This window comes from Flagellimonas olearia (assembly GCF_004150225.1).
GTDB lineage: Bacteria > Bacteroidota > Bacteroidia > Flavobacteriales > Flavobacteriaceae > Flagellimonas > Flagellimonas olearia.
Map to the genome: position 1 here is coordinate 881,125 of NZ_ML142907.1, position 13,064 is coordinate 894,188.

Sequence of the window (13,064 nt, forward strand, 5' to 3'; positions counted from 1 at the left end):
AACTTGGGCAAAGGCCGTACCATAGTTAAAGACCTTCAATCCGTTCATCCTTATTCTTGGCAAAGTGTCAAATAAGATGTCAATATGACATATTCATCGTAAATATTTTATTAAAATCATATTTTCAAACACCAATCATTCCGAAAATATGACAGTGCCATTTAGAATCCCTTAACAAAAAAATGACAGATATCCATTTTGGCATGTGCTTTGTCCATGATACAATGGGGTTTTGAATAGCCCTATACGTTAAAATCATGTTGAACTAAAATTTTTGAAATCATGAGCAATTTAGTTTCTGTACCAAAAAATGGAAGTTTGGCAAAATCAAACCTGGACTTCCCAACCTGGTCCAACTGGATCGACAGTTTTTTCGGATCTGACCTTCCTTCGGTGTTCACCTCCAACTTCAGCACTGGCATGACCGTGCCCAAAGTCAACATTAAGGAAACGGCGGATACCTATTGGGTGGAAATGGCCGTCCCCGGAATGAAAAAGTCCGATTTCCAGATCGATCTGGACAACCAACAACTTTCCATCTCGAGCGAGGTGAAACAGGAAGAAGAGCGCAAGGAGGACAACTACACCCGTAGGGAGTTTGGGTATGCATCCTTCAAGAGGTCTTTCACACTTCCCGATTCCATCGAAGAAGACAAGATCAAAGCTTCGTACAACGATGGCATCCTGAGCATCCATCTTCCGAAGAAGGAAGAGGCAAGGCAAAAGCCGACCAGGACCATCAAGATCTCATAAAAGCATATATTTTTAACATTTAAAATGAACCGGGGCCGACTGACCGGCCCCTTCCATTCAACCCATCAATTGTTGAACCTAAATTTTTGCACAATGAGGATCTTTGGCAAAAAGGTGGGCAAGGCAATCCAAATCCCACCAATTTTAAAACCCTTAAAGTACTGGGCAAAGCGTGAGCGGAACATGGGCAAGTTAAGATCATTGACCATGCCATCGGTTGACAACACTGGTAATGGGACCGACTTTGGACTTTCCATTCCCATGCCCGGGTTCGATAAGGACAACGTGAAGATGGAACTTCAGGGTAACACCCTTATCATCAGCGACGGAAAGGAACAATCATGTGAAGTCAAGAAAAGCTATGGGGTTCACAGGGCATTTGTGCGTACCACCTTCCGCAGGAACTTGGATCTCCCGAGGGATGTCGACCCTAAAAGCATACACGCAACCCTGAAAAATAGGTTGTTGCAGGTTCGTTTTTCCAAAAGGGAAACGATGTACTAACGGCTCCTGAAGGTGACCTGAGCCCAAAGTCCAATATTTTAATATCGGTACGATATGGCACGGAAGTTCAAAGGAGGTGATCGGGTCAAGGCCAAGGGAGCGTCCAGCGGCCCCAAAACGGAGGTGTCCAAATATATCGCAAAGAAGGAACCTATATTTGGATTCACGGACAGGGACACCTATGTAGAATGTGTGTGGTACCGCAATGGTGAGTGAAAATCCCAAATATGCCATCAGAACCGCCTTTCCAAATTACGGGACAAGAAAGGAATCTTCAAGACCAAGCGCACAATCGATGATCAAAACAATGTTGAACCAAAAAACGAACAAAAATGAAAATTCAAACCCTATTTTTATCAGCTTTACTACTGGTACTGACCAGTTGTCAGGGCCAAGAGAAAATGGAAAGTGCATTGACCAAGGAAGGTGACCAGGAAGAGATTGCCCAACCCAAGGGCAGTTGGAAGGTCGACAGGGAATTTGACGAGAATGGAAACCTCATCCGTTATGACAGTATCTATACTTGGTCCTCCGATTCGTTTAGCAACCTTTCAGGTCTGGACAGGGACAGTCTATTGAGCAACTTCGAATCCAAGTTCTACAACCACTTTTCACAATTCAAGAACCAAGGGTTCGGGGACCTTTTCGAACCTGACTCACTTTTTAGTAAAAGGTTCTTCAATGATGACTTTTTTGAAAGCGATTTCGGGGAGGACTTTATGAAGCTTGATAACATCAGAAAGCGAATGATGGAAAGACAGAAGAGGTTCTTGGAGAAGTACCGTTACGACTTGGAGATCCACGAAAGGGACAGTCTGTAAAGAACATGGTACAGGCCAATCTTTGAACCAAACCCAGCTTCTTTTAAAATGAACAACCGAAGAAAGGGGGCAACACCTCCTTTTGACTTAAAATAGTGAAAATGAATTCAGAAACTTTGATCGACACCACCGTAGGGTTGGTGCTCTCCGGTGGAGGGGTAAAAGGAATGGCCCATATTGGTCTGCTCAAGGCCCTGGAGCATCGCGGGATCTATCCAAACCAGATATCGGGCGTAAGTGCCGGGGCACTTGTCGGCGGATTGTATGCTGATGGGGCCTCCATTGAGGAGATGCTCATTTTCTTCAAGGAAACCCCCTTGCTCAAATACAACTTCGTGACATTGAACAAACCTGGACTGTTCGATACGGACAAGTACTTACCCTTCTTTGAGGATTTTTTCACGGCCCATAGGTTCGAGGAGCTCGACAAACGGCTTGTGGTGGTAGCCACCAACCTGATGAAAGGTGAACCGGTATACTTCGAAAAGGGTGCGCTGTTCGGGCCCTTATTGGCCTCGGCGGCACTGCCCCCGGTGTTCAGCCCGGTGTCCATCGATGGGCAACTCTTCGCCGATGGAGGGATCATGAACAATTTTCCGGTGGAGCCCTTGGTCGGTGCCTGTGATATCATCATAGGATGTTATGCCTCCTCCATGAAGGAAGTGGGAAAGGGCCAAGTCAAGAGTGCCTTTCAAATTTCACAAAGGGCCAATCTTTTGATGTTGCATGCCAATTCCATGGACAAACTGTACATCCCCGATCTGTTGATCGTACCGGAAGAACTGGGAAACATCAAGGTCTTGGACAAAAAGGGAATCGACAAGGCATTTATCCTTGGCTATGATCATGCCAACTGGAAGCTAGATGAATGGCTACACTGAATAGGTCTCCATAGCAAAATAAAAAACTGAATGAAAAAACCTTAAAATATTTGGATATGGGAACATTTGCAATCGGAATCTCGTTGATTGTGGCAATTTATGCACTTTTTCTACACATCACCTACCATTATTTCTTGGGGAGCGGAAATTTCAAAAGACTATTCCTTAAAGATTTTTTCAAAAAGCTGAAAAAACTGAAAGAATTTCCAAAATCCACAGACCAAATGGGCAGATTGCAAAAACATTGAGGAGCAGTCACCGAAGGTCACAAGCTTGTAAAAGCTCGAAGCACCACTAAAAGGGTTCGTCGGAACTCGCCTAAGGACATGACCAACTAATTTTTATTTCCAAGAATGGTTTTTAGTGCCAAATTGTTCGGAGCTAAAGGCAAAGCCGCCTATCCAAAGAAAACGAATTGAACAAAACGAATCGAACCAAACGAATTGAACATGGTCAAAAAACTTGTGCCATCATACTATAACTTGGTCAAAAAGCAGGTTGTCGAACAGAACGATACCCATCACAAGGTATCATTTGTTGAAACGTATATCGAGCCATGAAACTTCAGAAATGGCCGATGTCTTGGAATCTTATCGCTGGAATGAATACACGTGGATCAAACCCTTCATCCAACCCATTTCAAAACCCCTCGGCACTAAGGAAAACTTTGTGGTGCAAGAGTGAGTCCTATCGATTTCTAAGTAAACACCATTTAACCGTTACAGTCCATAATTGCAAAAAAAGGTTATTGTTTACCCCCTTTCCAGAACCAAAGTGAGCTTAGCTGAAATGTGAAAGTGAACTACTCGGTTTATCCATATTGTGTCTCTTGCTTATTTTTTCGCCTATAATGCAATTGGGTCAATCCAGTGTCAAATGTTTTGATCTCGACAAACTCAAGTATTTGTTCTGGTCTTCCATCATCAAAAAGTCTCGTGCCACTACCTAACAAAACCGGAATAATTGAAATTACGAATTCATCGATCAAATCGTGCTTCAATAGCTCATTTATGATTTGGGCACCCCCGTCACAATAAATATTTTTTCCTTCCTTGGATTTTAGCCGCTTTACCAATTCCGCCATGCTTCCCGTATAAAAAATTGTTCTTCCCTCCTGTGGTCGTTTGGTCCTGGTGATGACATAAACGTCCCGTTGTCCATTATCATAATGACCAACACCAATTTCCTTAATTACATAATCGTAGGTTTTTCTACCAATGAGTATGGTATCCACTCTGTCCGTAAATTTCGTATAACCATAGTCCTCTCCTTCTTTTTCAACAATTTTTAGAAAACTAAGGTCATCATTAGGCTTTGCAATGTATCCATCTAAACTTGTTGCAATGAAAAGTGATATTTTTCGCATTCCCCTTAAATTTTAATATTTACACAAAAATACTTTTGGACAACCACCTGTACTTTGTAAAAACGCGACAAATTAGAGTTGTGACGGTGTAAGCCCTGTGTTTCTCTTGATTTCATTGGTAAGATGTGAATGGTCGTAATAACCACATTCAAAAGCAACCTCCAACAAACTACGTTTTTTCCCTGAACTTTTAATTAAACCCAAAGCATATTGAAATCGAACAATGTTTGCATATTCCTTTGGGGATAGACCGATGAACTTTTTAAAGTTACGTTCCAATTGTCTTACAGAAGTGAAATTTTGTTTTGACAGCTTGTCAATGGCAATTTGTCCGTTTGTTAAATGAATGTCACTGATAACGGATTGGAGTGGATTGCTTTTACATTTTATTCTCCTTAAGTAAAAATGGTCGAAATAATTGAAGGGGGCTTTAAGCATTTTATCAATATTGAATGATTTAGATTTTTCAAATTCCACGGTGTTATCGATCAATTCATTTTGTGAGGTGTAACTATAAAAATTTGCAAAAGTCCCTGGTTTAAAACACACTCCTATCAAGTGTGTATCATGATCAATGAAGCTGTCTTTGAAAGAAGTCATTGCACCGACCAAATATGTTTTACCAAACTCCAATGAAAGGCCACCATTATCTGTCAAACAACTATTACCTAAATTCATATATAAACCAGCGCATCCGTCAGGAAAAACCCGCTCCCAAAGTCCTTCCTGTTCATTTCCTTTCAATTCCCAATAAAAATGAATAAATGGCTCTAATTCTTTGTACGGCTTTATTTTTTTGTATTTCATTTATTGTTTTAGGATCTTTCTTTACAATGACTACCAAATAGGCTATAAGAATAATAATTATATTGATACAAGAAGAGTTCAACTATGCATTTGTCCTAAATTCCAAGGATTTCATTCCCGATTGTTTTTTTAACAATCGAGTAAAGTAGGATGGACTATCAAAACCCAGTTCATAGGCAGTTTCAGACACTTTATTTTCAGTTCCAATCAGTAAATTCTTAGCCTCTTTGACCAAAAAAATGTAGATGTGCTTCAAAGTGGAACCATAATCAGAATTGGATTGACATTTGACAAGTTAAACGTATTCGGAGTTGCCAAACAAAAGTCTCAGAGTCCAATTAATAACAAATACCCCTCATTCAATAAGTGATGCCCAACACCAATGTGGTCAAACCCCAAAAAAAGAATATCCACAGTTGAACTTGAAAGTTTTGCCGTCCTTTCCCATAAAAGATGGCATGGACATATGTGACGAAGACCATTGGGTCCAAAGAACCCGGATAATGAAACGAAAAGTATGTGGCAATTTAAACTTAGTATATTTGCCAAACAGAGTTTGGATCTTTATATATTTCAACCGCACACAATGAATAAGGACAAAAAAGTATGGTTAATTACAGGGGTGTCATCAGGATTGGGCAGACAATTGGCGAAGGAGGTTCTATCACAGGGACATATCGTGATCGGGACTTTTAGGAAGAAATCCCAAGTAGAGGCATTCAAAAATGAAATACCAGGAAATTCCTTCGGCATTCTCATGGATGTTTCATCTTCACAAATGATAACCGATGGTGTTAAAGCCATTTATAATAGGTTTGAGAAGATCGATGTTCTTGTCAACAATGCCGGTTATGGTATTATGGGGAGTATTGAGGAAGTTCCCGATAAGGAGGTGAGAAGACAATTTGATGTTAACGTTTTTGGTGTTTTGACCCTTATTAGGCAAATATTGCCCCATATGCGCAGACAACGCGCAGGGCACATCATAAATATTACATCGATCGCCGGACGTGTCGGCTCTGAAGGATTAGGCATTTACAACGGTTCCAAATTTGCTTTGGAAGGTATTGGGGAAGCTTTGGCCCTTGAATTAAAACCATTGGGGATTAAGGTCACCAATGTGGAGCCAGGTCCTTTCCGCACGGAATGGGCTGGAAGTTCGGCAGCTTACGACAATACAAAGATCAAGGACTACGAAAGTACCGTGGGTCAGCGTATAAAAAGCTTACAGGAATTAAGTGGAAATCAACCAGGGGACCCTAAAAAAGCTGCAAAGGCCATTTACAGATTGGCACAATTGGAAGAAGCTCCGGTACATTTGCCTTTAGGCAAAATTGCGTATGAGGTTTTTGAAAGGACAAACAATATTTTAATGGAGGAGTTGGCCCATTTTGAACAATTGGGTAAAGAATGTGACTTTGAATAGTTTAACATTTAAAAGACTTTAGAATATAAGGTGGGAATCGGTCAAATTTAATTTTTTGTGTAGAGCAGGAAAGGGCGATCAAATCATATTTCCGTATTTGTGTGTTCCCATAACGGCCAACAAAAACCTTTTCCTAAAGGTGGTCTAAAGTGATGGGTATCTGTTGGAAGGACCCGTACGGGACAGGCAATAAAGAATGGATATGGATATGGTTCGTTGGTACAGAACCGTTTCCCTTGGTAACCGCACCTCTTTTGAATACTAACCCGATAGTTGTTCCCGTTATCTTGTTATGAAGGATTTACACATGAACTTTCCCAGATTAAAGTATTTGGCCTTGTGGGTGTGGCTATTTTTTTTAGGTTGTTCGACTGACCAAGAAACGAAAAGTGATGTTGGCGGTACCCAAGACATCGTTGATGTCTCACAGAACCGAAAATCAGTGGGAGATTCGGCTGTAGACCTATTGGGGAACTCCCAATTTTTAGATTTACATCTTGAGATAGTCTATGTTGAAGGTCTGGAACCCAATTCGACCACTTTGGACAATTTCGAGATTTTTTTAAAGGAAAGGCTTAATAAGCCAGGAAGTATAACGATGGAGTTGACCGAGATTCCTTCCCCGGGACAAGAAGTCTATACGATTGCGGATATCCGGGAATTGGAGGACAATATCCGAACCGCCTATAACGAAACCAATGTCCTTAAGGTCTTTGGGCTGTTCATGGACGGTGAATACTCCGAGAATACTGAACAGGGGTCCGTTTTGGGTATTGCATACAGAAATACCTCTTTTGCATTATTCGCTGAAACCATTAGGGAGTTCAGTGGGCAGCCTCTGGGTCCAAGTACTACGGTCTTGGAAACCACGGTACTAAACCATGAGTTCGGGCATTTGTTGGGATTGGTCAACGCGGGTACCCCGTTGCAAAGTAGACATCAGGACTCCGAGCACGGTAGACATTGTACCACGGATGATTGTCTGATGTATTGGACTGCGGAAACCGGTGAGGGACTGGTAAATATGATCAGTGGTGGCAACATACCTGAACTGGATGCAGCCTGTTTGGCCGATCTGAAGGCCAATGGAGGGAAATAGGATATGGGCCAAGTACAAAAATACCCCTAATTGGGGCTTTTTCTATGATTGGCAATGTGTTCTTTTACAGGGAAGTAGTCCCGGACACGGTGACATTTTGCACTAAGCTGGAGGGCAGAGGTAACACTGATAGCCCTTAGGTTTAGCCCTGTAGCGGACTCTACTTGCAATTGGGAATTCAAATAAAACGTATTGCCTTATTGGGTATAGGAAACAAATATCGACTTGTATACCCCTTCTGCCAAAAAGTTCAAATTATAGGGGTTGTTGATGCGCCCTACCGCGGAACTGGAGGCGGCATTGGCAAACTGGAAATCGCTCTCGCCTTGACCCTGGGTTTCCACCTCGGTATTATAGGACCCTTTTTATAAGCGTACACCACAATTCTGTCAGAGGTATTCTGGGGGTCGGTTACCGTTCCTGATATCTCACCCGTTGTTTCCCGATTAATGATCCATATTCCGGCAACGAGTTCCGAAAGTGTAATGAAATCAAAATCCGATTTTAAAGTTCCCTGCTCCTCCTTTATGGTCCTGGATGGACGGCTCTCCTCACCGCTCAACAGGTTCTACACCACGGCCGAGAGCCGGAAATGATTCAATCTCCTATCCTTCATCGTTCTAGTTTTAAAAAAGTTCAAAACCAAAAAGTCTAAATGAGTTTATCGTTAAAATTTTTATAATTGCCACTTTTTTCTTTTATTTTTTTTTCATCTCTACTAATTTAACCTTTAAAACCCCAAATATCTTTTTAATAAAGCATTGTATAATTAGCATATTAATCAATTGTATTTTTTAATAATAATTATTTCTGTTTTGTTATGTCAACAAATTACTTTTCACTCCATTGTGCGTTTCGGCACATTTTAGTATCAACCATCAATTTTCTTTTTATTTTTTTAGGAATTTCCAATTTGGCCATTGGCCAAGGACCATCAGAAAAAAGGGAGAACGAATCCGCCTTTTTCTCTGATTTGATCAATCTTGAATCTACGGCGGACCAAGTATTTCGATATACGACGACCTTGGAGAACAATTCTTCGAACCCTCAGGTCTATGAGTTGATTACGGAACTTCCCAAAGGATGGTACGCCGCCTTTAAAACCCGAGGCAAACAATTCACATCAATTAAAGTAGATGGTGGCAGTAAGGAAACGATAACTTTAGAGCTTCATCCATCCCATGAAGCTCAACCGTCAAAATATAGTATTCCGGTAACTGCCAGATCTGACAATGAGTCGATTCGATTGGATTTAGAAGCGGTAATTAGCGGTACACATAAGCTGGAAATAAGCACCCCTACAGGACGATTAAATGGAAAGATAATCGAAGGGCAACGCAAGGAAATCCAATTGGTGGTCAAAAATACCGCCTCCTTGGATTTAGAGGACGTTATCCTAACCAGTAAAGCCCCCCCTAAATGGAGTGTTGTTTTCGAACCATCAAAAATAGACAATTTGTCCCCAGGGGAAACAGAAAATGTAATTGCTATCCTGACTGTTCCTGACAAGACCATTGCCGGGGATTACATGACCACCTTTACGGCTAAAAATGCCAATACCAGTGATCAGGCCGTTTTCAGAATGTCAGTGGTCACTTCGTTGACGTCCGGTTTGCTTGGAGGGACTGTCATATTGATCACCATTGCCATTGTGTATTTCCTAATCCGCAAGTACGGTAGAAGATAGGAAGCCATGAAAACATCCATTATTGAACTAAAAGGGTTGACCAAGACCTATGGCTTGACACATGTGGTCGACAATCTTGATCTCAACATAGAAAAAGGTGAAATCTTTGGACTTCTTGGCCCCAATGGTGCTGGTAAGACAACCACAATCCTAATGATGTTGGGCTTGGTCGAACCAACGTCCGGCACCCCCCTTATTAGCGGCCACAATGCCACGACCAATCCGATTTCCATAAAAAGCAAGGTCGGTTATATGCCTGACAATATTGGGTTCTATGATCAAATGACGGGGCTTGAAAATTTAATGTACATAGGACAACTCAACGGACTTTCCAGATTCGAGGTTGAAAAAATGGCGATTGAAGTTATGGATACCGTTGGATTGAGCCATGCCATCAACATGAAGACAGCGACATTCTCCAGAGGAATGAAACAACGCTTAGGTTTGGCCGAAGTGCTTATTAAGCAACCTGAAATTATCATTCTGGATGAGCCTACGCTTGGAATAGACCCGACCGGTGTCAAAGCGTTCTTGGAACTCATCAAGCAATTGAGTCATAAAAAGGGCCTTACGGTATTGCTTTCCTCACACCATTTGAACCAGGTCCAACAGGTTTGTGACAGGGTGGGTATATTCGTTAAAGGAAAATTATTGGCGGAGGGCAATATTTCGGAATTATCCAAAAAGCTGTTTCCAGAGGCCTCCTATCAAATCTACCTAACTTTAAAAGAACCTATTCAAATACCTTGGAAGGATCAACTCGACCTAATGCAATTGCACCATATAGAAAAGGTCACCATTAAAGAGAACCAGATTCATATTGCTTGTAACAAGGATCTGACCCCAGACATTGTACGTTTCATGGCAACCAAAAACTACGATATCATTGGAGTTCATCAAAAAGAGTATGGTCTTGTGGAAATTTATCAAAAGTATTTTGAAAACCCTACCTAAAAAGTTTATTCGAACATTATGATAACTTCTTGTACTGATTTCAATTCAAGAGTAAAGAGAAATGGAAATTCCCCTTTATGGGTGATGGTCAGAAAAGAGATTTCCGACCAGATCCGAAGCTGGCAATTCTTGGTTTTACTCATACTTATATCCTTTACGTTCTTTGGATCTATGTATATAGCTGTGAACAATTTAAATATTACGGTATCCAGTTCAGAGGATCCCAGTGATCTTTTGTTGTATTTGAAGCTATTAACGACCTCTGATGGTAGTTTACCATCTTTTCATGTGTTCATCAGTTTTTTGGGCCCATTATTGGGTATAAGCCTTGGGTTCAATGCCGTCAATGCCGAACAACAGAACGGGACATTGATCCGGATAATGGCCCAACCTATATACAGGGACAATCTGTTACTTTCAAAATTTATCAGTGTGACTTTTTTGGTAAGTATCCTATTTCTTTCGCTAACCCTGCTCATGGTAGGGGGAGGTTTGCTCATCACAGGAGTTCCCATCGAATTTGAGGAATTATTCCGTATATTACTTTACATCCTTATCTGCATTTTCTATGTCGGTTTCTGGTTCAGTCTTTCCATGATATTTTCAATCCGGTTCAAACAAGCTGCCACGGCTGCCATTGCATCGATAGGAGTGTGGCTTTTCTTTACCATTTTCTACCACATTATCCTCAACGTGATTGCTTCTGTTCTGGTCCCCAGATCCAGTCCCTTTCCGGCAAATCGGATTCCTTGGATGGCAGATTTATTACGCATGGCACCCAGTCAGTTATATACGGATGCCTCAACTACTTTATTAATGCCCAAGATTCGCAGTCTTGGACCGATGAGTATAGAACAAATGTCGGGTGCAATACCTAATCCGCTACCTATCTGGGACAGCCTTATGATTGTATGGCCACAAATGAGTGGGTTGGTTTCTGTCACCATTGTTTGTTTTGCACTAGCTTATTATTTTTTTATGCGCAAAGAAATCAAAGGTTAATATAATTGTCTATAGCATGTAAATCTTCAACTAGAAGTGGACTATTTTGATAACATTTAAAGCGACACTTTTAATATGGAAAAGAAAGTATGATAAGGATGGGACCGAAGGTCATTTAAGGAAAAAGCGGAAATCTGACACCTACCCCAACAGAATTCATCAAAAGAAGGTCGAATTGATTTTACGCTTAGAAAGGAAATACAAACTTGGCACATGGCTTATCAAATGGCACTTGGAAAGATATTATGATGTCAATATTTACGAATCAAGTTTTTAAAGGCCCCTTAAAAGAAATGACAAAAAAAGTATTGTTAAATTTATAGTAAACTAGGTCTTTAATGGTTCTAGGAACAGTTTTTGATATTTATTTTTCAGAAATAAAGCTTAAGTTACTATGATTAGATATGTACTTTTCCTATTTGGTTTATTTGTCGTTTCGTGTTCTTCGGATAACAATGTGGAGCAAGTTTTTGATATCAACAAATTTCCTCAAGAATGGGTTTTAGTGACATCGGAAATTACAAATAGCATGCCCAAAAGCGACACCTTGAATGAGCAAGAAAGTATAGTGTTGTTGTCTTCTGGAAGATTCACCAAGACTAAAGAAACTGAAAGCGGATATATTTCAAGTGAAGGTGACTTCGAATTCGTTCAATCAGATGATCAAATAACTATACAATTGAATCACGATGCTCAAAATGAATTAATAATTAATTGTTCAGATTCATTAATTGAACTATTTGCACTAGTATCCGATTCTTCATTATCTGGGGGAGCTGTTCCCTGTGACGGACCTTCAGTTTTTTATCAACGAATTAAATAGTTATTTTTCCTACATATCTTAAACTAAAGTTGGATGTAGACTCCTCATAAAACCGAACTATTTAAAAGAAGAATAATTAGACCCCCAAATCTTACATTATAATAGTTTTGTAGAAAACCTGTCCTAAAGATCGGGGTATCTACAGGATTAACTTGCCTTTAATAACAAGGTGTACAGCATTAGATTTGCAATCCCGATAGGGAATATTATAAAAATGTGGTTGATTTAGTCTCTTGTGATTTTAAGTCCACTTCCAAAGGACTTCAATATCTTTTTGCTTTCCAAAGCGTTTTAAAGGTACTCTTAGCCCAGTAAAAGAATTGATAATAGCAATACTGTGCCAACAACCAATATAACACCAGCTATTTCTCTAAAACTTAAAAAACCCAACGCCAAGCTTCCGTTAATTTTTTTGATTGTTGAATCTAACAAAGTCGCAAAATCCATAAAAGACAAAGCTGCTTTATGGGGATTTTCAACTACCCAATTTTTTATTCTTTTCGTTTTCATATAATTTAAGCATCCAAAAAAAATAATATTGTTGTTTACAATCAAAATAGCACCCAGGTATGTTTGTTCAATGTTAATTCATGTATCCGTAACCCAGATTTAATGATGGTTTTTTATCACTATCAATGCAAGTGCAAGGGCAGCCCATGTGGACGCCTCCCTCCTACAAGGCCACAACATTGAGTCCGACATATTCCAGTCATGGGGTAGATGGCATATCCCTTGATGAGTTGAAATACCATTATAAATAGACATTGGAATCGGACGGCTTCCTAATCATTGAGGATAACCAATGTGTGGGCCAACAAGAGGAAACTTTCATTTTCTATGACCGTCACGTTGGGTAATACTTCTATGCTCTTCAAGTAATCTTTGAAACAAAAGGATCAATTGGGTTTTGATCCTTTCAAAGTTTAAAGAACGCTCTATGA

The 13,064-nt window shown here is 40.3% G+C and carries 18 protein-coding genes; 13 read left to right on the forward strand and 5 right to left on the reverse strand.

Features of this window, described 5'->3' with window-relative positions; all coding sequences use genetic code 11:
* Positions 1-282: 282 nt before the first annotated feature.
* The 7 genes from DN53_RS04095 (at position 283) to DN53_RS17865 (ending at position 3,643) form a co-directional block, all read left to right on the forward strand.
* Positions 283-753 (forward strand): Hsp20/alpha crystallin family protein, encoded by a 471-nt coding sequence (locus DN53_RS04095; protein ID WP_129653118.1) that lies wholly within the window; start codon positions 283-285, stop codon positions 751-753.
* A gap of 183 nt (positions 754-936) precedes the next feature.
* Positions 937-1,257: an Hsp20/alpha crystallin family protein gene (locus DN53_RS04100; protein WP_207211068.1), complete on the forward strand. Its 321-nt coding sequence runs from the start codon at positions 937-939 to the stop codon at positions 1,255-1,257.
* Positions 1,258-1,311: 54 nt separating this feature from the next.
* Positions 1,312-1,473, forward strand: a complete 162-nt coding sequence (locus tag DN53_RS18055) for a YodC family protein (RefSeq protein ID WP_242502059.1) — start codon at positions 1,312-1,314, stop codon at positions 1,471-1,473.
* 116 nt (positions 1,474-1,589) lie between these two features.
* Entirely contained in the window at positions 1,590-2,078 is a 489-nt protein-coding gene (locus tag DN53_RS04110) for a hypothetical protein (RefSeq protein ID WP_129653120.1), read from the forward strand.
* Positions 2,079-2,179: 101 nt separating this feature from the next.
* Complete coding sequence (locus tag DN53_RS04115; RefSeq protein ID WP_129653121.1) at positions 2,180-2,959, forward strand: patatin-like phospholipase family protein; 780 nt, start codon at positions 2,180-2,182, stop codon at positions 2,957-2,959.
* Positions 2,960-3,015: 56 nt separating this feature from the next.
* Positions 3,016-3,207 (forward strand): hypothetical protein, encoded by a 192-nt coding sequence (locus DN53_RS04120; RefSeq protein ID WP_129653122.1) that lies wholly within the window; start codon positions 3,016-3,018, stop codon positions 3,205-3,207.
* 289 nt (positions 3,208-3,496) lie between these two features.
* Positions 3,497-3,643: a hypothetical protein gene (locus tag DN53_RS17865; RefSeq protein WP_165357257.1), complete on the forward strand. Its 147-nt coding sequence runs from the start codon at positions 3,497-3,499 to the stop codon at positions 3,641-3,643.
* Between the two features lie 127 nt (positions 3,644-3,770).
* Here DN53_RS17865 and DN53_RS04125 read toward each other — a convergent pair whose 3' ends face one another.
* The 3 genes from DN53_RS04125 to DN53_RS18195 all read right to left on the reverse strand — a co-directional run bounded on the left by DN53_RS04125 (position 3,771) and on the right by DN53_RS18195 (position 5,388).
* Complete coding sequence (locus tag DN53_RS04125; RefSeq protein WP_129653123.1) at positions 3,771-4,325, reverse strand: dihydrofolate reductase family protein; 555 nt, start codon at positions 4,323-4,325, stop codon at positions 3,771-3,773.
* A 72-nt stretch (positions 4,326-4,397) separates the two neighbouring features.
* Complete coding sequence (locus DN53_RS04130) at positions 4,398-5,132, reverse strand: helix-turn-helix transcriptional regulator (protein WP_129653124.1); 735 nt, start codon at positions 5,130-5,132, stop codon at positions 4,398-4,400.
* A gap of 82 nt (positions 5,133-5,214) precedes the next feature.
* Positions 5,215-5,388, reverse strand: coding sequence for a helix-turn-helix domain-containing protein (locus tag DN53_RS18195; RefSeq protein WP_129653125.1), 174 nt, complete (start codon positions 5,386-5,388; stop codon positions 5,215-5,217).
* Positions 5,389-5,718: 330 nt separating this feature from the next.
* On the opposite strand from DN53_RS18195, the gene DN53_RS04140 reads away from it, so the two are divergent.
* The gene (locus DN53_RS04140; RefSeq protein WP_129653126.1) at positions 5,719-6,558 is read left to right on the forward strand and encodes an oxidoreductase; all 840 of its coding nucleotides are present in this window, start codon (positions 5,719-5,721) and stop codon (positions 6,556-6,558) included.
* A 307-nt stretch (positions 6,559-6,865) separates the two neighbouring features.
* Positions 6,866-7,657, forward strand: a complete 792-nt coding sequence (locus tag DN53_RS04145) for a membrane metalloprotease (protein WP_129653354.1) — start codon at positions 6,866-6,868, stop codon at positions 7,655-7,657.
* Between the two features lie 197 nt (positions 7,658-7,854).
* On the opposite strand, the gene DN53_RS17870 is transcribed toward DN53_RS04145, so the two are convergent.
* Positions 7,855-8,001 carry a hypothetical protein gene (locus DN53_RS17870; RefSeq protein ID WP_165357259.1) on the reverse strand — a complete coding sequence of 49 codons (147 nt, stop codon included), beginning with the start codon at positions 7,999-8,001 and terminating at the stop codon, positions 7,855-7,857.
* A 476-nt stretch (positions 8,002-8,477) separates the two neighbouring features.
* Here DN53_RS17870 and DN53_RS04150 point away from each other — a divergent pair, with 476 nt between their 5' ends.
* The 4 genes from DN53_RS04150 to DN53_RS04165 all read left to right on the forward strand — a co-directional run bounded on the left by DN53_RS04150 (position 8,478) and on the right by DN53_RS04165 (position 12,123).
* A complete protein-coding gene (locus DN53_RS04150; RefSeq protein ID WP_129653127.1) occupies positions 8,478-9,344 on the forward strand; it encodes a COG1470 family protein in 867 nt (288 codons plus the stop codon).
* Positions 9,345-9,350: 6 nt separating this feature from the next.
* Positions 9,351-10,298 (forward strand): ABC transporter ATP-binding protein, encoded by a 948-nt coding sequence (locus DN53_RS04155; RefSeq protein WP_129653128.1) that lies wholly within the window; start codon positions 9,351-9,353, stop codon positions 10,296-10,298.
* A gap of 84 nt (positions 10,299-10,382) precedes the next feature.
* A complete protein-coding gene (locus DN53_RS04160) occupies positions 10,383-11,300 on the forward strand; it encodes an ABC transporter permease (protein ID WP_129653129.1) in 918 nt (305 codons plus the stop codon).
* 394 nt (positions 11,301-11,694) lie between these two features.
* On the forward strand, positions 11,695-12,123 hold the full coding sequence (locus tag DN53_RS04165) for a hypothetical protein (RefSeq protein WP_129653130.1): 429 nt from the start codon (positions 11,695-11,697) through the stop codon (positions 12,121-12,123).
* 303 nt (positions 12,124-12,426) lie between these two features.
* On the opposite strand, the gene DN53_RS04170 is transcribed toward DN53_RS04165, so the two are convergent.
* The gene (locus DN53_RS04170; RefSeq protein WP_129653131.1) at positions 12,427-12,633 is read right to left on the reverse strand and encodes a hypothetical protein; all 207 of its coding nucleotides are present in this window, start codon (positions 12,631-12,633) and stop codon (positions 12,427-12,429) included.
* Between the last annotated feature and the right edge of the window lie 431 nt (positions 12,634-13,064).

Excerpts from the sequence above, each read along its gene's own strand:
- DN53_RS04165 (WP_129653130.1), top strand. The coding sequence starts at position 11,695 with ATGATTAGATATGTACTTTTCCTATTTGGTTTATTTGTCGTTTCGTGT.
- DN53_RS04110 (WP_129653120.1), top strand. The coding sequence starts at position 1,590 with ATGAAAATTCAAACCCTATTTTTATCAGCTTTACTACTGGTACTGACC.
- DN53_RS04100 (WP_207211068.1), top strand. The coding sequence starts at position 937 with ATGGGCAAGTTAAGATCATTGACCATGCCATCGGTTGACAACACTGGT.
- DN53_RS04095 (WP_129653118.1), top strand. The coding sequence starts at position 283 with ATGAGCAATTTAGTTTCTGTACCAAAAAATGGAAGTTTGGCAAAATCA.
- DN53_RS04140 (WP_129653126.1), top strand. The coding sequence starts at position 5,719 with ATGAATAAGGACAAAAAAGTATGGTTAATTACAGGGGTGTCATCAGGA.
- DN53_RS04160 (WP_129653129.1), top strand. The coding sequence starts at position 10,383 with ATGGTCAGAAAAGAGATTTCCGACCAGATCCGAAGCTGGCAATTCTTG.
- DN53_RS04150 (WP_129653127.1), top strand. The coding sequence starts at position 8,478 with ATGTCAACAAATTACTTTTCACTCCATTGTGCGTTTCGGCACATTTTA.
- DN53_RS18055 (WP_242502059.1), top strand. The coding sequence starts at position 1,312 with ATGGCACGGAAGTTCAAAGGAGGTGATCGGGTCAAGGCCAAGGGAGCG.
- DN53_RS04130 (WP_129653124.1), bottom strand. The coding sequence starts at position 5,132 with ATGAAATACAAAAAAATAAAGCCGTACAAAGAATTAGAGCCATTTATT.
- DN53_RS04170 (WP_129653131.1), bottom strand. The coding sequence starts at position 12,633 with ATGAAAACGAAAAGAATAAAAAATTGGGTAGTTGAAAATCCCCATAAA.
- DN53_RS04155 (WP_129653128.1), top strand. The coding sequence starts at position 9,351 with ATGAAAACATCCATTATTGAACTAAAAGGGTTGACCAAGACCTATGGC.
- DN53_RS04145 (WP_129653354.1), top strand. The coding sequence starts at position 6,866 with ATGAACTTTCCCAGATTAAAGTATTTGGCCTTGTGGGTGTGGCTATTT.
- DN53_RS04120 (WP_129653122.1), top strand. The coding sequence starts at position 3,016 with ATGGGAACATTTGCAATCGGAATCTCGTTGATTGTGGCAATTTATGCA.
- DN53_RS04115 (WP_129653121.1), top strand. The coding sequence starts at position 2,180 with ATGAATTCAGAAACTTTGATCGACACCACCGTAGGGTTGGTGCTCTCC.
- DN53_RS04125 (WP_129653123.1), bottom strand. The coding sequence starts at position 4,325 with ATGCGAAAAATATCACTTTTCATTGCAACAAGTTTAGATGGATACATT.